Source organism: Akkermansia sp. GGCC_0220, from assembly GCF_017566105.1.
GTDB classification, from domain to species: domain Bacteria; phylum Verrucomicrobiota; class Verrucomicrobiia; order Verrucomicrobiales; family Akkermansiaceae; genus Akkermansia; species Akkermansia massiliensis.
The window spans coordinates 104,522-122,547 of sequence record NZ_JABFCI010000004.1 but is presented as its reverse complement, the minus strand read 5'-3'; the positions used below and the strand labels follow the sequence as shown (position 1 = coordinate 122,547).

Annotated in this window: 21 protein-coding genes; 13 read left to right on the top strand and 8 right to left on the bottom strand. The window is 57.1% G+C overall.

Annotation, left to right across the window (positions count from 1 at the left end; genetic code table 11):
* Nucleotides 1–9: 9 nt before the first annotated feature.
* From HJW02_RS04445 to HJW02_RS04385, 13 genes are all read left to right on the top strand, one after another.
* Nucleotides 10–1,440 carry a hypothetical protein gene (locus HJW02_RS04445; protein WP_102721150.1) on the top strand — a complete coding sequence of 477 codons (1,431 nt, stop codon included), beginning with the start codon at nt 10–12 and terminating at the stop codon, nt 1,438–1,440.
* Nucleotides 1,441–1,633: 193 nt separating this feature from the next.
* Entirely contained in the window at nt 1,634–2,899 is a 1,266-nt protein-coding gene (locus HJW02_RS04440; protein WP_102721151.1) for a hypothetical protein, read from the top strand.
* A 136-nt stretch (nt 2,900–3,035) separates the two neighbouring features.
* Entirely contained in the window at nt 3,036–3,827 is a 792-nt protein-coding gene (gene phnX, locus HJW02_RS04435) for a phosphonoacetaldehyde hydrolase (protein ID WP_102721318.1), read from the top strand.
* Between the two features lie 21 nt (nt 3,828–3,848).
* Nucleotides 3,849–4,940, top strand: coding sequence for a 2-aminoethylphosphonate--pyruvate transaminase (gene phnW / locus HJW02_RS04430; RefSeq protein ID WP_102721152.1), 1,092 nt, complete (start codon nt 3,849–3,851; stop codon nt 4,938–4,940).
* Nucleotides 4,941–4,994: 54 nt separating this feature from the next.
* On the top strand, nt 4,995–5,747 hold the full coding sequence (locus tag HJW02_RS04425; protein WP_102721153.1) for an ABC transporter ATP-binding protein: 753 nt from the start codon (nt 4,995–4,997) through the stop codon (nt 5,745–5,747).
* A complete protein-coding gene (locus tag HJW02_RS04420; protein ID WP_102721154.1) occupies nt 5,740–7,365 on the top strand; it encodes an ABC transporter permease subunit in 1,626 nt (541 codons plus the stop codon). The genes HJW02_RS04425 and HJW02_RS04420 overlap by 8 nt, the downstream gene beginning before the upstream one ends.
* Before the next feature lie 9 nt (nt 7,366–7,374).
* Nucleotides 7,375–8,346, top strand: a complete 972-nt coding sequence (locus HJW02_RS04415; protein WP_102721155.1) for an extracellular solute-binding protein — start codon at nt 7,375–7,377, stop codon at nt 8,344–8,346.
* A gap of 183 nt (nt 8,347–8,529) precedes the next feature.
* A complete protein-coding gene (locus HJW02_RS04410) occupies nt 8,530–9,015 on the top strand; it encodes a LytTR family DNA-binding domain-containing protein (protein WP_102721156.1) in 486 nt (161 codons plus the stop codon).
* A 147-nt stretch (nt 9,016–9,162) separates the two neighbouring features.
* Nucleotides 9,163–10,014: a DUF2589 domain-containing protein gene (locus tag HJW02_RS04405; RefSeq protein ID WP_102721157.1), complete on the top strand. Its 852-nt coding sequence runs from the start codon at nt 9,163–9,165 to the stop codon at nt 10,012–10,014.
* Between the two features lie 35 nt (nt 10,015–10,049).
* The gene (locus HJW02_RS04400; protein ID WP_022397890.1) at nt 10,050–10,856 is read left to right on the top strand and encodes a hypothetical protein; all 807 of its coding nucleotides are present in this window, start codon (nt 10,050–10,052) and stop codon (nt 10,854–10,856) included.
* A 10-nt stretch (nt 10,857–10,866) separates the two neighbouring features.
* Nucleotides 10,867–11,460: a DUF2589 domain-containing protein gene (locus HJW02_RS04395; RefSeq protein ID WP_180971105.1), complete on the top strand. Its 594-nt coding sequence runs from the start codon at nt 10,867–10,869 to the stop codon at nt 11,458–11,460.
* A gap of 14 nt (nt 11,461–11,474) precedes the next feature.
* Nucleotides 11,475–11,705, top strand: coding sequence for a hypothetical protein (locus HJW02_RS04390; protein WP_022397892.1), 231 nt, complete (start codon nt 11,475–11,477; stop codon nt 11,703–11,705).
* Entirely contained in the window at nt 11,702–12,055 is a 354-nt protein-coding gene (locus HJW02_RS04385) for a hypothetical protein (RefSeq protein WP_146018268.1), read from the top strand. The genes HJW02_RS04390 and HJW02_RS04385 overlap by 4 nt, the downstream gene beginning before the upstream one ends.
* 36 nt (nt 12,056–12,091) lie before the next feature.
* Here the strand turns inward: HJW02_RS04385 and HJW02_RS04380 are convergent, their stop codons facing one another.
* The 8 genes from HJW02_RS04380 to HJW02_RS04345 form a co-directional block, all read right to left on the bottom strand.
* Complete coding sequence (locus HJW02_RS04380) at nt 12,092–12,412, bottom strand: DUF3820 family protein (RefSeq protein ID WP_102721160.1); 321 nt, start codon at nt 12,410–12,412, stop codon at nt 12,092–12,094.
* Nucleotides 12,409–13,113 carry an alpha/beta fold hydrolase gene (locus tag HJW02_RS04375; RefSeq protein WP_102721161.1) on the bottom strand — a complete coding sequence of 235 codons (705 nt, stop codon included), beginning with the start codon at nt 13,111–13,113 and terminating at the stop codon, nt 12,409–12,411. Before HJW02_RS04375 ends, HJW02_RS04380 begins: the two co-directional genes overlap by 4 nt.
* Nucleotides 13,114–13,128: 15 nt before the next feature.
* On the bottom strand, nt 13,129–13,734 hold the full coding sequence (locus HJW02_RS04370) for a MarC family protein (RefSeq protein WP_022397896.1): 606 nt from the start codon (nt 13,732–13,734) through the stop codon (nt 13,129–13,131).
* A 273-nt stretch (nt 13,735–14,007) separates the two neighbouring features.
* On the bottom strand, nt 14,008–14,550 hold the full coding sequence (locus HJW02_RS04365) for a hypothetical protein (protein ID WP_102721162.1): 543 nt from the start codon (nt 14,548–14,550) through the stop codon (nt 14,008–14,010).
* Nucleotides 14,550–16,190 carry a hypothetical protein gene (locus HJW02_RS04360; protein ID WP_102721319.1) on the bottom strand — a complete coding sequence of 547 codons (1,641 nt, stop codon included), beginning with the start codon at nt 16,188–16,190 and terminating at the stop codon, nt 14,550–14,552. The genes HJW02_RS04365 and HJW02_RS04360 overlap by 1 nt, the downstream gene beginning before the upstream one ends.
* Nucleotides 16,191–16,460: 270 nt before the next feature.
* On the bottom strand, nt 16,461–16,976 hold the full coding sequence (locus tag HJW02_RS04355; RefSeq protein ID WP_240454378.1) for a hypothetical protein: 516 nt from the start codon (nt 16,974–16,976) through the stop codon (nt 16,461–16,463).
* Nucleotides 16,977–17,125: 149 nt separating this feature from the next.
* Nucleotides 17,126–17,398 carry a hypothetical protein gene (locus HJW02_RS04350; protein WP_146019599.1) on the bottom strand — a complete coding sequence of 91 codons (273 nt, stop codon included), beginning with the start codon at nt 17,396–17,398 and terminating at the stop codon, nt 17,126–17,128.
* 461 nt (nt 17,399–17,859) lie between these two features.
* A complete protein-coding gene (locus tag HJW02_RS04345) occupies nt 17,860–18,012 on the bottom strand; it encodes a hypothetical protein (RefSeq protein WP_156340831.1) in 153 nt (50 codons plus the stop codon).
* Nucleotides 18,013–18,026: the final 14 nt, after the last annotated feature.

Here is an 18,026-nt window from a genome sequence, read left to right as displayed (position 1 = left end):
TTATTCATCATGAGAAATACCTACACCATGGAATATCCGTTTTGCGGAGGATGGATGGAACCCGCCCAGTGGCAGGCCGTTCTGGACGCCGTGGACGGCGGATGCCGCCTTGTTTCCTTTTCCACCCTGTCCATTCCTCTGGACGGGGTGGATGAGCGGGAATGCGTGGAGAAGGGCATTGCCCTGGCGGAAAAGCTTTCCCGCCTGGTTCCCTATACGGAACAGGCCGTGGATGTAGGTTCCTCCCTTTGCTGGGGGGAAAACCGGGACGCATGGCTGGAGTTCGCCGGAAAGTTGAACAGGTTTTCCGCTCCCGTTTCCTTCCCCGCGTATGAAATACGCAAAAACCGCGAACGTCTTTTTTCCTCGGACCCGCAGCCTGAAGAACGTTTTTCCGCCCTGCACAAGCGCGCCCGTATTTGTCTGGAAGAGGCTCCGCACCATGAATTCGGGCTGTTTTCCTGTGACCTGGGCTTTGTGGTTCCCAAGGGAGGCCATCCGGAGGGCGGCGTGCATTTGTTTGCCGGAGGCGGGGGCGGCATTCAGGGGGGCAGTGCGGCCCTGGCGCCGCGGGCGGCATCCTGGCTGGGGCGGTATTCCCTGCCGGAGGCCGTGAAGGCGGCGGGGGTGCTGACGGCCCTGAATGAACAGTTCGGGGAACCGGACAATCCGCGCAAGAGGAGATTGAAGTCGCTGTTCGCCTCCCGCAGCCTGGACTGGGTTCTGAATGAATTGAAAAACGCCGGCTTGTACCCGGGAGAGGGGGAGCAACCTGAGTTTTCCTCTTCCGGGGAGTGGAGCCGCAATGATTTCTATAACGGGCTGCTGGTGGCGCTCCCTTCCGGCAGTCTGGAGGATACGCCGGAATATGCCGTGGCGTCGGCATGGCGGCGCGTGGTCCCTTTTTTGACTTCTCCGGTGCGCATCACGCCGCGGGGCAATTTGAGGCTTCATCCGGCGGACAGGTGCGTGGCGGAACGCATCAAGGTACTGCTACGCGGGTCCAGGCATTTTTCCCCGCTCTCCATTGAATCCTGCTCCTGCCGCGGCTTGCCGGGCTGCCGCCGCGCCCGCGCCGCTTCTTCCCTGGTCCACCGGGAGCTCAACGGATGGCTGGAAGAAATTCTGCATGAATTCGGGCTGGATGACGAACCCGTGGTGTTCCGGATTTCCGGCTGTCCCAACGGCTGTTCCCGCCCCCTGTTTGCAGAGCTGGCCATGGTTGGCCGCAGCGAGGGCGTTTACGATGTTTTTGCCGGAGGGCGCGCCCAGGGCGACAGGACGGCGTTCCTGCTGCGCCGCGCCGTTCCCCTTGGCGAAGTGAGGGAGCTGTTCCGGGAACTCTTCCGGCAGTTCGCCCTTGCCAAAGGGGAGAATGAGGAGTGGACGTTCGGGGAGTGGGTCTTTGACCGCCTGCTTTCCGGAGAGACAGAGCCGTGACGGCTGCACCGTCCGTGTATTCCACGGGAAGCTTCAGGGGGCGCGCCGGGACCTCCCTGTTTTTTCATGGGCATGCATCAGGAGGCGCGAAGATGAAAGCCGCGTTTTTCCTTTTTCCGGTATGTTGTTGTGTGGCGATTTTTTGACCTGAAAATGGTTCAGGCGGGTTCCGGAACGGATATGGTGGGGAATCATGTCCCTGGCCTCTTTTTTCTATGCCGCCTGTTTTGGCTGCGCCGCCAGCTTTGCGTGTGGCGCGGAAGGTTTTTCCTCCTGGAACGGAACGGCGGCCGGCGTGTCCTCCCTGTCCGGACTCTGGGCGCAAAGCTACGGAGACCGTCCCGGCAACGTGCATTTGTACAGGAATGACGCGAATCCGTGGCTTCAGGAGTTCAACGTGTCCCTGCGTGCCCAGTACCAGGCGGCGGCCGTGGCTCCCAACGGTTCTGAAACGTACCCCGGCTCCCACGGGCGCACGGAGGAATGGCGGCGGCTGAGGCTGGGCTGGAACGCCAGGGTGCTCCGGGACCTGAAAGTGGCTAATATCTGGAACATGGGCGGCGTGGACAGCCTGGGCTATTACAAGGGCGGACGCTGGAACGACCACAAAATGACCCGCGGCAACCTTTATGAGGCCAATCTGGAATATTCCTTGCCGGGCGCTGTTGTGGGTGCGGGGAAGGTGCTTCCCGTCATTCTGGCGGAGAACCGCATTTCCAGTTCCAAGTATAAGCTGCCGGAGATTTCCGCCGTGGAAAACATGCTGGTCAGCGACAGTTCCTTCGGCGTCTGGAGCTATAATGACGAAAAGAAGGAGCCGCTGGGGTATTACGCGGGCCTGTGGTCCAACACGGACGAGAGGAGCCGCGGAACCTGGGGCACTTGGGAGTCCGTGAACATGAGCCTGGGCCTGTCCGCGCGCGCGGACGGCCTGCTGCTGAAGGAAGGGCGGCTGTACTGCGACTGGATTTACAATTGGGGGGACATGAAGGACCGCCCCTACGACGGCAATTACACGGGCACCGGGGCGCGGAACGTGCTGGCGCTGTATTATTACGGAAAGCAGGGCGCATTTGAGCTGATGGCCCAGGTAGTCTGGGCTTCCCGGCTGCGGGAGTATTCCTCCGGTGGCGTGATAGCTCCGTCCGGCCTGGCGGGGCTGACCGTCATGCCGTCCTTCAATCTGACGGGGCATGTGCAGGCGGTCGCCCGCTACCAGCTCGCATTCGGTCCGGACGCCGTGAAACCGAACAAGCGCTATGCCTCCCTGGCGGAAAGGGGAGGGAACCGCGTGGATTGCTACCAGGCCGTGGTCGCCGGGTTGAATTTCTTTGTGTACCGGGACGATCCCGCGCGGCTGAAGATCATGACGATGGCGGAGTACGGGCATTCCCGCGGAGGCCGTTCCGCCGGGTTTACGGGGTGGACGTTTATCTGCGGCGCGTACACGAATTTCTGACCGTGTCCAGCGCCGTTTATGTGACAACATTGCAACCAGGCGGCTCTTGTCCGGCGGCGGGGAAGGTTTTAGGTTGGCTCCGTTCCCGGAGGAAAGCCGCCGCTGCTGCTCCTTCAACGACCAGACATTACAGATTATGAATAAAGTCAGTTGCATCATCATGGATTGGGCCGGTACGGCCGTGGACTTCGGCTGTTTCGCCCCTTTGAACGTTTTTTTGAGCGTGTTCAGGGAAAAGGGCCTGGATATCACCTACAGGCAGGCGCGGGAACCCATGGGGTTGCTGAAAGTGGACCACATCCGCGCCATTCTGGAAATGGAGCCGGTTCGCGAACAGTTTGAGAGGAAGTACGGTCGTTCCTGGAATGAATCCGACGTGCGGGAGCTTTACGCCGGTTTTGAAACGCACCTGTTCGCCTCCCTGAAGGATTTCACCACACCCATTCCCGGCGTGGTGGAAACGCTGGAGGGACTGAAGGCCCGGGGCATCAAAATCGGCTCCACGACGGGCTACACGGCGCGGATGATGGACATCGTGCGTCCCGGGGCCGCCGCCCGGGGTTATGTGGTGGACAACCTGGTGACGCCGGACGAAGTGCCCGCGGGGCGTCCCGCGCCGTACATGGTTTACCGGAACATGATTGACCTGGAGATCCCCTCCGTGGACCAGGTGGTGAAGGTGGGCGATACGATGGCGGATATCCGGGAAGGATTGAGTGCGAAAGTGCACACCGTGGGCATCATCACGGGCAGCAATGAACTGGGCCTGAGCGAGGAGGAATATGAGGCCATGCCCGCCGCAGAATTGAACAGAATGAAGGAGGAAGTGCGCCGCCGCATGCTGGACGCGGGAGCGCATTACGTGCTGGATTCCATTCGTGAACTGCCCGCCTGCATTGAGGAGATCAACGCCTCCATGAACCGCTAGCCTTTCAACCATCCATTAACCATGAGAAATTACCTTCTTCTTACCCCCGGCCCGCTGAGCACTTCCGAATCCGTCCGCCAGGCCATGCTTCAGGACTGGTGCACCTGGGACAAGGATTACAACGAGGGCGTGGTCACCGTCATCCGGGAACAGCTTTTGAAGCTGGCCGGGCTGGACGGCGAATACACCACCGTTCTTTTACAGGGCAGCGGCACCTATGCCGTGGAAGCCACGCTGAGCTGCGCCGTCAGGCCGCAGGACAAGCTGCTGATCGTCGCCAACGGGGCGTACGGCAAGCGCATGGGGGACATCGCCCGCCGCCATGGCCTGAATCACGTCCTCGTTTCCCTGAAGGAGACGGCGCCCGTAACGCCGGAGGCCGTGCGGCGCGCGCTGGAGGAACACCCGGACATCTCCCACCTGGCCATGGTGCACTGTGAGACCACCACGGGCATTCTGAATCCCGTGGAGGTCGTCGCCAGGGCGATCCGCGGGCGCGGGCTGACGTTCATCGTGGACGCCATGAGCAGCTTCGGCGGCATTCCCATTGACATCCGCAAGCTGGGAATCGACTTCCTGGTCAGCAGCGCGAACAAGTGCATCCAGGGCGTTCCGGGTTTCGGCTTCGTCATTGCCAGACGCTCCTCCCTGTCCCGGTGCGAGGGGGTCTCCTGCTCCCTGTCCCTGGATTTGTATGACCAGTGGGCGGAGATGGAGAAGGGCCATGGCAAGTGGCGCTTTACCTCTCCCACGCATGTGGTGCGCGCCTTCTTCCAGGCCATGAAGGAGCTGGAAGATGAGGGCGGCGTGGAAGCGCGCCATGACCGGTACCGGGAAAACCATGCGGCGCTGGTGGAGGGGATGCGCCGGAGCGGGTTCCGGACCCTGCTGCCGGACGAACTCCAGTCCCCCATCATCACGTCCTTCCTGTACCCGGAGGAGGATTTTGATTTCCAGAAGTTTTACGAGGCCTTGAAGGAACGGGGATTCGTCATTTACCCCGGCAAGATTTCGGAAGCCCCTACCTTCCGCATCGGCAATATCGGGGACGTGTTCCCGGACGATTTCCGCCGCCTGGCGGAGGCCGTGGCGGATATCCGCCGGAACAAGTAGTTCCCTTCCCATCCATCAATCCCAGCGGGCCGCTGCGGCGGCCAGGAGGTTACCATGCTACAGTTGAAAAACATCAAGAAAGTCTATAACGGAGTTCCCATTCTGAACGGCATCAGCCTGGACATCGGGAAAGGGGAGATCGTCTCCATCCTGGGGCCGTCCGGCAGCGGAAAGACTACGCTGCTGAACGTCATCCTGGGGCTGGCGGAACTGGACGGCGGCCAGATCCTTTTTGACGGGGAGGACGTGAGCGGCACGCCCATGCAGCGGCGCGGCTTCAACATCGTGTTCCAGGATTACGCCCTGTTCCCCAACCTGAACGCCTACCGGAACATCACGTACGGCCTGAAGAACAAGCCGGGGGTCAGCTCCCCCCGTGAGGTGCGGGAGCTGGTGGAGCTGCTGGGCCTGAGCGAACATCTGGACAAGCGCATCGACCAGCTTTCCGGCGGCCAGAAGCAGCGCGTGGCCCTGGCCCGCACGCTGGTGATGAAGCCCCGCATCCTGCTGCTGGACGAACCTCTGAGCGCCCTGGACGGCGTCATCAAGGAGTCCATCAAGTACCGCATCAAGACGATTGCCCGGGAGTACAACCTGACCACGATCATCGTGACGCATGACCCGGAGGAGGCCCTTACCCTGTCCGACCGGGTGCTGATCCTGAACGAAGGAGGCATTTCCCAGTATTCCACGCCGCGGGAAATCATTTCCAGCCCCAGCAACAGCTTTGTGAAGCAGTTCATCCTGAATCAGCTGGAGATCAAGAGGAATAACATTCTTTCCCTCTTTGAGGGTTCCTATGCATAAAACCCAGATAGAAATCCGGGGCGTGTTCTGGGCGGTTGCCCTGGTGTTCTCCGTCTTCCTGGTCCTGCCCATGGCGCTGCTGCTGGGCAAGTCCTTCCTGGTAGGCAGGGAATCCGGCCTGGGGAATTACACGGCCATGCTGGCCAGCCCGGCATTCCTGGAATCCTTCCGGAACAGTTTTCTGATTTCCGGGGTTTCCGCGGCGCTGACCACCGCGCTGGCCTTTTTCCTGGCGTATGCCGTGAACAATACGGGACTGCCGCCCTTGTTCCGCAAGTTCATCGCGGGAATGACGGTGGCGCCCATGTTCCTGCCCACCATCACGTACGGCTTCGTCATCATCTATTCCTTCGGCAGGGAAGGGCTGCTGACGCGGCTGCTGGGGTTCCAGGTGCTGGACATTTACGGGTTCCAGGGAATGCTGCTGGGCTACACCATTTACACGCTGCCGGTCGCCTTCCTGCTGATTAACAACACCTTCAAGTATGTAGACAAGAACTTCGCCATCGTTTCCAAGGTGATGGGGGACGGCCCCGTTCGCACTTTCCTGGGAACGGCCGTGAGGCCGCTGGTGGGTACGCTGGGGGCGGCGCTGATCCAGTCGTTCACGCTGAGTTTTACGGACTTCGGCATTCCCGCCTCCATCGGAGGCAGTTTTGACGTGGTGGCCATCCATTTGTACAATGAAATGCTAGGGGCCATCCCGAACTTCGGCGGCGGCGCGGCGGTCGCCGTCTCCATGCTGCTGCCGTCCATCATCAGCATCCTGCTGATCAATTACCTGGAAAGGTACAATTTCCGGTATAACAAGGTTTCACGCCAGGACATCGTTAAAAGCCCGCTGAGGGACGCCGTATGCGGCGCCGGGTCCCTGGCCGTCATCGGAACCATTGCGGCGGTTTTTGCGGTCATGTTCGTGGTGCCTTTCGTCAGAAACTGGCCTTATGAGGTGGAATTTTCCCTGGAACGCTTCATGCGCATCCTCTCTTCCCGCGGCCTGCTTTCCATTTACGGCAATTCCCTGTGGGTGGCGCTGCTGACCGCGCTGCTGGGCACCCTGCTTTCCTACGGCGCCGCGCTGGTATCCGCGCGCTCCGGGCTGGGGCGGGTGGCTCGCGGCGCGATTGATGGGATAGCCGTGGTGACCAACACCATTCCGGGCATGGTGCTCGGCCTGGCATTCCTGTTCGCCTTCACGGGCACCAGCCTGCAAAACACCTTCCTGATTCTGGTGCTCTGCAACGTGGTCCATTTCTTCACCACGCCCTACCTGATGGGCAAGAGCTCCCTGGAGAAAATGAACAAGGGCTGGGAGGCCACAGCCGCCCTGATGGGTGATTCCTGGCTGAAAACCCTGTGCCGGGTTGTGGTGCCCAATTCGCTGGGAACCGTGCTGGAAATGTTCAGCTATTATTTCATCAACAGCATGATCACGATCAGCGCCGTCATCTTCCTAGTGGGCGCCAGAACGGCCGTGCTGACCACCAAGATCAAGGAATTGCAGCATTACGCGCAGTTTGATTCCATCTTTGTGATGTCCCTCCTGATTCTGGCCACGAATATCCTGGCCAGGGTCATTCTGGGCGGCATTGCCGCCCGATGCACCAAAAAACAATAAGATACCGTCATGAAAAAACAGTCCACCATGATTGCCTGCGCGCTTGCCGCCGTTTCCGGAGTCCTTCTGTGCCTGGGCGGCTGCAATCAGAGCCCGGAGGTAGTGATTTACTCCAACGCGGACGAAGAATCCCGGCTAGCCATGCAGGACGCCCTGGACAGGGCCGGATTTTCCGGACAGTACATTTTTTCCTCCTTCAGCACCTCGGAGCTGGGCGGAAAGATCATGGCGGAGGGCGGCAACATTGAGGCGGACGTGATTACCGCCTCCACCTACTACCTGGAAAGCGCCCAGCAGGCCCACCGGATGTTCGCCCCCCTCTCCTTCACGTTCCATGCCCTGGAAAAGACGCCCGGTTTCTGCGCGCCCCTTACGGCGCAGGAAGGGGCCATTTTCATCAATACGAGGGCGCTTCAGGAGAACGGGCTGCCCCGGCCCGCCTCCCTGAAAGACCTTGCAAGCCCGGCGTACAAGGGATTCATCTCCATTCCCAATATCCGCAGTTCCTCCACGGCATGGCTGATGGTCCAGGCCCTGGTCAGCGCGTACGGGGAACAGGAGGCGGGGCGCCTGCTGCACGGCATGATGGAGAACGCGGGGCCCCATCTGGAAAATTCCGGTTCCGGACCGCTGAAAAAGGTGCGCGCCGGGGAGGTGGCGATTGCCTTCGGCCTGCGCCACCAGGCCGTAGCGGACAGGAAGGCCGGCCTCCCCATTGATTACGTGGACCCGGCGGAAGGCAATTTCATGCTAACGGAGTCCGTCTGCGTGACGGACAAGGGCGCGGGGGGCAATCCCCTGGCGATGAAGATGGCGGAGACGCTTGTCCGGACCGCCCGCCCCGGCATCCTCAAGGTCTACCCCGTGCCGCTGTATGAGGGGGAAAACTTTAGGGAGGATGCCAGGTCGTCCAACGTGAAGGCCTTTCCCGAACCGCTGACGGTGGAATTGCTGAAAAGGCACCAGGCGCTGATGAATTAGGTTTTTTCCCGGCAGAGACGGGTGCCATTCAGGCCGCGGAATACGGTTTCCGCGGCCTGAATGCGTTGGTAAGGCACGGTTTCCAATGGCCGTTCAGAAGAGATAAATTTGGTTTCAGAAGGTCATTTCTGCTGTTCATTGATGAATTTATTGAGTATTTAAAGTTTTTGCTATGATTTTTGAATGACCATTAAATTTATTAAAGTCACTAAAAAAGATAGGGTCTGTTATGCCCCGGCGCCGGAACCGGTGGAGCACGGAGACAAGCTGGAAATCATGGAAATGAAGGATGACTCCCTTACGCCGCTGTTGGGGAGGCCCGCCGGATTTTCCCTGTCCAGAAACCCCATGGTGTTCGTCAAAATGAACGACGGGTTCCAGCGCATCCTGATGAAGCATATCCTGTATGTGGAGGCGGGGGGAAGCTACTGCACGCTGCACGTGCACGGCATGTCGTCCATTCTGGTATCCGCCCCGCTGGCGCGGGTGGCCGAACACCTGGACGGGGAATATTTCATCCGCGTGCACCGTTCCTATCTGGTTAACAAACTGCATATAGAATCCATTGCGGGCAATTTCCTTCAAGTGGGGAATGTCTCCATCCCCGTCAGCAAGTTCATGAAAAAGAAAGTGCTGGGGAGCCTGAACATGCTGTCGTTTTCCAAATAGCCGCCAGCTATGCCCCGCCGGCGCTCCGGGAAGGCGGAACCGGCATTCCGGACAGGCGGGATGGAAACGGCTCCGGAATGGCTCCATCATTACAACGTCGCCAGAAGGCGGCACATCATATTAACCTCAACCAGAAAATAAAATAATATGGCAATTGACAAATCAGCAGCAGACGTGGCGACCGCCTCCCTCAAGTCGCTGCCTTTCGGCAACATCATCGGCGGTCCCCTGGTCGCCTGCGTGGAAGCCCAGGCCCAGGCGGCCCGGACCTCATGGGAGTTCATCCAGAACGTAGGCCTGTACACAGAGGGAGAAGAGAAGAAGACGGTGAACGTCTCCTTCCAGTTCATCAAGGACGGCCACATGGCCCAGATCACGGTTCCCCTTCTGACCATCGTCCCCATCCCCTACATCGCCATCAACTCCATTGACATCAACTTCAAGGCGAATATCAGCGCTTCCGCCGCCAGTACGGAGACGGAGAATTCCTCCAGCTCCGTAGATACCAGTGTTTCCGCCTCTGCAAGATGCTTCTGGGCGCGCGGCAGCATGAACGCCAGCTATTCCAGCAAGAAGGACTCCTCCGCCACGAAGGACTCCAAGTACAGCGTGGAGTACACGATGGACGTGGCCGTTCATGCCGGACAGGACAGCATGCCCGCCGGGATGGCCAAGGTGCTGGAAATGCTGAACAACAGCATTTCCGTGGTATCTCCCACCGGTTCCCTGGAGGTTCAGCATGCCATCCAGGACGATGGAAGCGTGAAGCTGATGACCTCCTACAAGAACAAGGAAGGCCTGTTTGAGCCGGATGCCATCACCCTCCGGATAGGGGACGCCACGGACCCGTTTGATAACGGTGCGGGGAATGAAGCCAAGATTGTGAAAACGGATTCCGGCAAGGAATACACGATTTCCAAGGAAGACGCCAGGAACTGCACGGTGAGCGCCGGAGAGCTCAAGAGGAAGGTGGCCGTGGCCGCCACGCCTGCACAATAACCGGAGCATAACGATTTCTTCTCCATCCCAGAGCCATGTCTCGTCTGAATCTGATTGTCGAATCCCTGCTTAGGGACATTATCGAAGCGCAGCACGCGGCGAACTGCCATGCGGCGGGGCTGGCGCGCCAGTACGGGAAGCACGGCGGTGTGCGTGGCTTCCAGCTTCCCAGCGCCCAGATAGGGTCCCTGGAATTCGATTTGAAGTATGCGGTGACGGGAACCTCCGGGGTGGAGGAGAGGCAGGTGCTGGATGCGGAGCAGTGCAGCCTGTTCCAGCAGGAACTGGCGGAGCGGGTGCCTGCGTATGCCATCCGTTCCATTGTGATGGCCGTGGTGCACTCCAATCTCCCGGCGGATGAGGCGAGAAGTGATTTTTCCTCCCTGCTTGCCAGGGAGGAACAGTGGAAAAGGAATTTCTGCCTCTACCTGGGGAAGAAGATCACTGCGGCTGTTTCCGGCCATGAGGGGGCCCTCCTGCGGGCGGACTCCGGACTGGACAAGGGATTGCTGGCGGAGCTTCTGGCGGATGTGGCGGAGAAGGAATTCATGGACAATCCCGATCTGGCCGACCTGTTCCAGGGTGCCCAGGGGGACGCCCTCAGGCAGGAGTGCCGCACGAACCTCCGGGAAGGCCTCTCCTCCTTCATTGACGTGCTTGCGGAAAAGTATGCGTTCACCCGGCAGGTAAGCAATGTGGTGGTGGACGTGGAGGTGGAGACGGAAAAGCTGAAAAAGATGCCGGAGAACTCCATCCAGACGCTTCACCTCAACATCGCGCCCGCCGCCGTTCCCGCCGTCCTGGCGGAGCAGAATGACGTTTCCGGACTGGCCGCACAATAGTGATATTATTATGAGTGATTCTACAAACAACAAGGTGAACGGGCACATCATGAGCCTGCAGCAGTTGATCTCGGCCCCGCTGGTCGCGACGATTGATGCGGACGCGATGTCCACGGAACGCTACATGAAGCATTTCATGTCCCTGGCTTTTGAGTCCTACAATCCTGCGGACGGTTCCACGGGGGCGCTAAGGCTCATCAGCTTTAATTTTACGGACAGCGACGCTTCCGGCGGAGCGGAGAAGAAAGTAAGCGTGCCGCTCATCAGCCTGGTGACGCTGCCTCTGCTGCAAATCAAGCAGGCGGACTTTGACTTTGACATCAACATCATTGACGCGGTCGCCTCCGCTCCGGATGAACGCTTTTCCCTGAACAAGGGCGAGGTGGATTCCTCCGCCGGAAAGGGGCAGGATGACGGCCTGAACTTCCGCGCTTCCCTGGCGCCCCAGTCCGGGAGGGGTTCCTCCTCTTCCTCCCTGCAGGCGAACATGAAAATCCATGTCACCATGCAGCAGGCGGACATGCCTTCCGGCCTGTCCCAATTCCTCCAGCTGACCTCCAGGCCGCATTATGAAGACTCTTCCTCCCGGGAAAAAAATAACTAATTGAAAGAACAAACATGGACCAGAAAACCACTTATTCCTACCAGCGCACTCCGGGGCTTGACTGCCCCAAATGCGGAGTGTATTTCCCCACAACCATTCCGGACCTGTTGTCCGGCGGCATTGAATGCCCCCACTGCGGGCTGAAGCTTTCCATTGACCGGAAGGCTTCCGACCACGCCATGCAGGCCCTGGAAAAGTTCCAGGCCACCATTAACAAGCAACTCCCCGCCGCCTCCCTGTCATGAAGAGACTATTGATCATGCTGTCCGCCGTGCTCTGCATGGCTCTGCCCCCTCTTTCCCGGGCGGAGATGCAGCAGCGGGAACCGCGCCAGCTGGCCGCCGCATGGCAGGAGGTGAAGAAGCAAATTTCAGGCGACGGCCAGACCATCCGTGTGAGGGACGGCGCCAGGGCGCTTGAACTGCTGGAAGAGCTGGGCGTTTTCTCCGTTCCGGAGGATGGCGTGAAGCTGTCCCGCGGCAGCCTGACCATTACCGTCACGCGCGGGAAGAAGGAGGACCGGGTGTTTTATGTGCTGGCCGTCACGGAAGAGGACGGGACAAGGCGGGAAGTGAAGCTCGTTCCCGCCTCCTGATGACGCGGGAAGAATGCGTTCCTTCCGGGGGGAAGGTTATTCGCTCTCAAAATCCCACACGCGGCGGCGGGCGTTTTTCTTCGTCCGTCCGCCGTTGGCCTTGCGGAAGGGGTCAAAAAGCGGGTCCAGCCCGTTACCTTTCAGCAGCAGGCACTGTTCCATCAGGCGGCCAAGTTTTCCCTTGGGAAAGCCCTTGGCCTGGAACCACGCCAGGTATTCCTGGGGCACGTCCATCAGCGGGCACCCCTTGGGCGGGTACTTGGCCGGGCCGTACATGCCGAAGGGGACGTGGGTCTGGGCGATTTCCTCCACCAGTTTTCTCAAATCTTCCGCGTCCGGTATTTTGGGATCGTTCATGGGTTTTGCAGGATGAATTGTTGAAGGCTTTCCGCCAGCCGCGCCGGAGCTTCCAGGGGGAGGCGGTGGCCGGCGCGGGGAATGATGACGGCTTGTTCCCCCGCCGCCCGGCGGGCCAGGGCAGTGAATTTGGGATCACGCTCCCCGGCTATCCATAACTGGGGAACAGGGGACTGCTTCAGGAGCGGAGCCAGGTTTTCCTGGACGCCCACGGACCAGTCGATGAAAGCGCGGGAGATGGATTTGCGCCACGGTTTCAGGGAAGAACGGTCCGGAGGCGGCGGGCCGCCTTCAAATACGCCCTGCGCGTCCCATTCCTTCAAAAAATCCTCCCATGGCGCGGAGAGGCACTTGACGGCCCATTCTGCGTCCTTCGCGCGCCGGGCCGCTTTTGCCGTTTCATCCTCCATGCCGGGATTGGCGCTGACGAATACGGCGCCTTTCCAGAGGGGGGGATGGGCCAGAACGGCCTGCATGGCCAGCCTGCCTCCCAGGGAATAACCGCAGAGCCAGGGGTGCTTGTCCTGGGCGGCTATTTCAGAGCACAGCACGCGCCCCATGTCCTTCAGGCTCTTGGGGCAGCATTCCAGGTATTTCCAGAGGTTCAGGGCGCGGGCTTCCACTTCCCCGGCGCGCAGGACTTCCATGACGGGTTTCCAGTCCGCCGGAGAGCCCAGGTTACCGTGCAGGAGCCAAAGCATGGTCGGCGCGCCTTCCTATTTCACGCCGTACCCGGCGAGTCCGTTCATAAACATCTGGACGGAAATCATGATGAGCACCATGCCCATCATACGTTCCAGGGCGATCGTCCCTTTTTCCCCCAGCAGGCGCAGGAACTTCTGCGCGATGAAAAGCACCAGTCCGGAGAGGAACCAGGCAGTCACGATGGCGCCGGCATAGGTCATCTGGGAGATGCTGTCCGGGCTCTGGGAGGCGTGCAGCATGATGATGGCCAGGGAGGAGGGGCCGGCCATCAGGGGCATGGCGATGGGAACGATGAAAGGTTCGTCCTGTCCGGTCGTGCGTCCGGCGGAAGAGAGCATGTCCTTGGCGGGAAAGACCATGCCCAGCGCCACGAGGAACAGCAGGATGCCCCCGGAAATATTCAGGGTGGACGGTTCCAGTCCCAGCAGGTCCAGCAGGAATTTCCCGGAGAAGAAGAACAGGAGCAGCAGGCTCAGGGCAAACACAAGCTCCCGCATCAGAATGGCCTTCTGCTGGGCGGGCGAATATTTCTTCAGCATTCCCTGAATCATCGGGGCCAGTCCCACGGGATCAATGACGATGAACAGGAGAATAACGGTGGAAAGGAAGTCCTGCATGGAGTAAGCCCGTTGTAAACGATACGGGCGTGCACGTCAAAGAGAACCGTCGGCAGCGGAAATTTTCCCCGTCCGGATGGCCGTTTTCTCCACCAGTTCCGGAAATGGGTTTTTATATCTGGAAAGCGATTTGAGGGACTTTGGGAGGCTTTGCGCAGGAGACCATGGGATTTTTAGGAGAGGTAATAAGTGTTCTAGAATGACGGTGTACAAGTCGAGCATGTGCCCGAAATGGATTGTATAAGCTACTTCCGGCATCAGGAGGCAGTATTTTTACCGCCTCCAAGGCGATTGATCAACCAAAGAAAAATCTGCCCTCCCTACATATTTTCTCCGAACACCCCGCTCTCCGAATCCGTCCCAGAAGTTTACTTCCAACTCGTATCTCTTGTCATTGCGGAGTAAGTCGAGATATGTCAATAATAAATAGGCATTTTGGATAGGCACTTCATGTTTCTCTCCGGGTTCCAGAGTAATGAAGTGTATGGAGTTCGCTCTACGTTCTATCAGATATGGGGCTCCATACCAAGCTATGGCTTTTTCCATCTTTTTCCCGTTTCCCAGTTTTAAGTAGATATATATGGAAATATTCGGGCCATTATCCTTGAGGGGATAGAAGTCGTCAAAAAGGCGAACCGTCTTTTCGCCCTTGTTCGTGAACACCAGCTTGAAGTCCGGGAAAGCCTCTCTCGCGTCAAACCGGTTTTTTTCCATCACAACGGAGCATTCCACTCCGTTGTCAGCCGTATCCCCCCATGCCGCTGCATGGAGGGACAGGCAAACCAAAATTCCTAAATACCGGAAGATTTTTTTCATCACAGCGAGAGTTTGGCCGTCGCCCGGAGAGTCCCCAGGAAACAATCCTTACCCTGCTGATTATAGTAGCGCGTTTCGAGTTCACAAGAACATTGTTTCCAATCTTCCAGCTCGACTTCATCGAGGAACACCGGAATCGTGACGCTGTATTCCTGGCCGGGGGAAAGCTCCCGGTAGTTCAAGGGACGGTTGAAGGTGATTTTTCCCGTTTCAGCATTCAGGATGCGGACGTTCCCTTGTTCGCTCCTCAACACCGTCAGGAAGAAATAATCAGCCGTTTCGTCGTTGATTTCATCGGGAATGCGGACAGGCTCATTTCCTTCGTTGCGGAAGCACAGCGTAATCCTGCCTTCCGCGAACCGGGAAGTATCCGCAATGGAGAGCTTCAGGGGGGACGGTTCCTCCGCAACGGCCATGCTGCGGGTTTCCCCTTCGCTGACCGGAGGCATGAAACAGGGCGGCTCAATAGCTCCCGGTTCCGTGATTTGATCGGGTACGTTGCTCCATCCATTGGCTTTCGCCTGTTGTATGACTTGGCGGGTAGCTTCATTCAGAGCTTGTTGTCCGGCACAGTAGGGACGGTCATTGGCATCGTCTGGTAATCCTCTGACATAATTATCAACTTCAAACCAGAAGCGCTCCGTCCAAGTGTTGGCATATTCTTGCGCGAATTGGATGACAGTATCCATGTCGGGGACATTCTCAATATTAAAAGTCTTTTCTTCAATTTTTTCTTGAATCTTCATGTGCTTCCAGAAAAACTTGCCTGCATCTTCGTATTGTCGGCAATGGTGATTCTCATGAGCCGAGGAAGCCTCCTTTGTATGCCATGCTCCTACCCCTGGACGAGATTGATAGCCGTTCATTGAGTTAACTGCTGTAATGGCTTCTGCTTCGGTCTTGGGAGGGTTAAGCGTAGCGTCCCTGTAACCTCCAGTGCGTATAACAACGTCAGCACCCCCAGAAACAGCGACAACACGCGTCCTCCAAAGTTTGGCCGCCTCATCCTTGCAAACCGTTACTACGGTAGAGGGTTTAGTTCCTCGTGTTGTGCAGGCGTTATCTTCATCAAGATAGGTAGTTTTCGGTTTTTTAAATTCATATTCGACTTCCTTGGATTCTTCGCATTTGATGTCGGATTCCCTTTCAATCGTCCACAGCTTGATTTTGGGAGAAGGCGAAAATTCACGCTTCATCGTGGAATCTCCTTCATATTTCCCTTCCTGAATCGGTTCCTTGTCCATCGTGACGTTGAACGCGATCGCGTTGTTGCTGGTAGGATCATAGGCGTTGTTGGTCCACGACAAGGCAACCTTGTAATAACCAGCTTTCAAATATCTGGAAGCCGTTTTGATATTCAGCTTGCCGTTGGGTTTATCTCCCTTCTTTTCGCAAAGCTTATCACCAGTTATTGTAATACTGCCGGAGTCGTCGGCCTCTACGCCGAAGTAATACAGGCCGTCTTCTTCGACCTTGATGAACATTTCCGGAGCACCGGGACAAGTGGCGTGTTCACACGCCGACCCGTCAAAGTTGAACGTCATCGCATCGACTCCGAGCTTCTGAGGGATGAGAGCCTGGTACCCGTCGCAGATGACCTTCGGGCCAACAGCCTTGTTTAGAGGAATATAGTTATTCATTTTCCTGATCGTTTCTTGTTTCTGAACCAAACGTTTAGTTCACCGGGAATCATGAAGAGTTCCTGGGCCAGCAACAACACGCCTCAGACGTGATAAGAAGACGAACTTCGACCGCCTTCACGAAAAGACTGCCAAATGAATATTCTCTGATCTATGCCAGAAACCACCCCGGTTCAATCCGAAGGTTTTTACAGAACAAAATGGATGCTTTGACAATCGATTCAAGGAAGAAAAAACAGGAAGCAATCCGAAGAGAGAATTGCAAATGCTCTACCGATTCCAGGGCGATTGATCGACCACGGAGAAATTTTCTCTCCCTACATACTTCCTCCAAATACCGGGATCTCCATACCCATCCCGAAAGATTACTTCCAACTCATAGTTCTCACCATTGCGAAGACGGCGTAAAGGCCCAAAATAGTGCATCAACAGATAAGCATCCTTAATGAGCACTTCATGCTTTTCTCCGGGCTTCAGCGTAATAAAATTCAAGAAACGTCCTCGTTCAATGCAATAATGAGGGTAATATGCTGCTACCTTTTTCCTTTTCTCTTTTCCCAGTTCCGAAAAAATCTCTATGGAAATATGCGGCCCGTCATCCTTCAGGGGATAAAAGTCGTCGAACAGGCGCACGGTCTTTTCTCCCTTGTTGGCGAACACCAGCTTGAAGTCAGGGAAAGCCTCCCTCGCGTCAAACTCGGTTTTTTCCATCACTACGGAACATTCGATCCCATTGTCGGCCATGTCCCCCATGCCGCCGCATGGAAGGACAGGATTGCCAGACATCCTAAAAACTGAAAGATTCTTTTCATCACAGCACAAGTACCTCTCATTCTAGTAACTATAGTAAATTGTTTTGTGTTCACAAGAACATTGTATCAATTTTTCAAGTATTCCCTGTTTCAGCGTTCAGGACAAGGCGGCTCAAGGGCGCCTTATTCTGTGACCTGATCGGGTACCGTGCTCCATCCGTTGGTTTTTGCTTGGGCGATAATCTGGAGAGTCACTTCATTCAGGGCTTTTTGGCCGGCACAATAAGGACGAGAATTGACCTCATCCGGTAACCGTTTTATATAGTTTTCCACTTGATTCGAAAGATCGCTCTCAAAACCCAGAGCAAATTGTTCCATCCTTCTTACAGAGTTCTTCGCCAGCAATGGAAAGGCTTCCGGTGTCGTCGGTTTCCGCTCCGAAATAATACAGACCATCTTCCTCGACCTTGATGAACATTTCGACGCGCTGGCGCAAGTGGCATGTTCGCATTCCGAACCGTCAAAGTTGAACGTCATTGCATCGACTCCGAGCTTTTGGGGAATGAGGGCCTGGTAACCGTCGCAGATGACCTTCGGGCCAACAGCCTTGTTTAGAGGAATATAATTATTTATTTTCCTGATAGTTTCTTGTTTATGAACTAAACGTTTAGTTCTTCAACGGACATGAAGAATTCCTGGGACAGCAGCAACAAGCCTCATGCGAGATAAGAGCCGATTCCTGGAAGAATCGGCCGCCTTTGGATATCTGCCGTATCATCCGGCCAGAACGCTCGAAAGAAAGGGAAAAATCTTTGCCCGTCTCATATGAAAAATTGGCGTATGCCATTCATTACCATCTAATATATGTTATTGTAGTTGGATGTATTTCTTCGCAAATAGGTTAATTGGTGCAGCAGCTACCGGGCCTGATAGCTGCGCCCTTCCTGCCGGATAAATCCCCTATTCCAGATGGCCGTTTTCTCCACCAGTTCCGGGGCCAGGTAGAAGGTTTGGAAACTCTGCCTTCCGTTCCGGATGGAGACTGGAAAGACCGGGGGAGGCACAGCCATGGCCGGAAGAGAAA

Bases quoted from the DNA above. Each gene is read 5' to 3' on its own strand.
- HJW02_RS04360 (WP_102721319.1), bottom strand. From the start codon at position 16,190: ATGAATAACTATATTCCTCTAAACAAGGCTGTTGGCCCGAAGGTCATC.
- HJW02_RS04345 (WP_156340831.1), bottom strand. From the start codon at position 18,012: ATGGCTGTGCCTCCCCCGGTCTTTCCAGTCTCCATCCGGAACGGAAGG.
- phnW (WP_102721152.1), top strand. From the start codon at position 3,849: ATGAGAAATTACCTTCTTCTTACCCCCGGCCCGCTGAGCACTTCCGAA.
- phnX (WP_102721318.1), top strand. From the start codon at position 3,036: ATGAATAAAGTCAGTTGCATCATCATGGATTGGGCCGGTACGGCCGTG.
- HJW02_RS04385 (WP_146018268.1), top strand. From the start codon at position 11,702: ATGAAGAGACTATTGATCATGCTGTCCGCCGTGCTCTGCATGGCTCTG.
- HJW02_RS04425 (WP_102721153.1), top strand. From the start codon at position 4,995: ATGCTACAGTTGAAAAACATCAAGAAAGTCTATAACGGAGTTCCCATT.
- HJW02_RS04445 (WP_102721150.1), top strand. From the start codon at position 10: ATGAGAAATACCTACACCATGGAATATCCGTTTTGCGGAGGATGGATG.
- HJW02_RS04415 (WP_102721155.1), top strand. From the start codon at position 7,375: ATGAAAAAACAGTCCACCATGATTGCCTGCGCGCTTGCCGCCGTTTCC.
- HJW02_RS04405 (WP_102721157.1), top strand. From the start codon at position 9,163: ATGGCAATTGACAAATCAGCAGCAGACGTGGCGACCGCCTCCCTCAAG.
- HJW02_RS04440 (WP_102721151.1), top strand. From the start codon at position 1,634: ATGTCCCTGGCCTCTTTTTTCTATGCCGCCTGTTTTGGCTGCGCCGCC.
- HJW02_RS04420 (WP_102721154.1), top strand. From the start codon at position 5,740: ATGCATAAAACCCAGATAGAAATCCGGGGCGTGTTCTGGGCGGTTGCC.
- HJW02_RS04390 (WP_022397892.1), top strand. From the start codon at position 11,475: ATGGACCAGAAAACCACTTATTCCTACCAGCGCACTCCGGGGCTTGAC.
- HJW02_RS04370 (WP_022397896.1), bottom strand. From the start codon at position 13,734: ATGCAGGACTTCCTTTCCACCGTTATTCTCCTGTTCATCGTCATTGAT.
- HJW02_RS04375 (WP_102721161.1), bottom strand. From the start codon at position 13,113: ATGCTTTGGCTCCTGCACGGTAACCTGGGCTCTCCGGCGGACTGGAAA.
- HJW02_RS04350 (WP_146019599.1), bottom strand. From the start codon at position 17,398: ATGGTCTGTATTATTTCGGAGCGGAAACCGACGACACCGGAAGCCTTT.
- HJW02_RS04355 (WP_240454378.1), bottom strand. From the start codon at position 16,976: ATGTCTGGCAATCCTGTCCTTCCATGCGGCGGCATGGGGGACATGGCC.
- HJW02_RS04400 (WP_022397890.1), top strand. From the start codon at position 10,050: ATGTCTCGTCTGAATCTGATTGTCGAATCCCTGCTTAGGGACATTATC.
- HJW02_RS04365 (WP_102721162.1), bottom strand. From the start codon at position 14,550: ATGAAAAAAATCTTCCGGTATTTAGGAATTTTGGTTTGCCTGTCCCTC.
- HJW02_RS04380 (WP_102721160.1), bottom strand. From the start codon at position 12,412: ATGAACGATCCCAAAATACCGGACGCGGAAGATTTGAGAAAACTGGTG.
- HJW02_RS04395 (WP_180971105.1), top strand. From the start codon at position 10,867: ATGAGTGATTCTACAAACAACAAGGTGAACGGGCACATCATGAGCCTG.
- HJW02_RS04410 (WP_102721156.1), top strand. From the start codon at position 8,530: ATGACCATTAAATTTATTAAAGTCACTAAAAAAGATAGGGTCTGTTAT.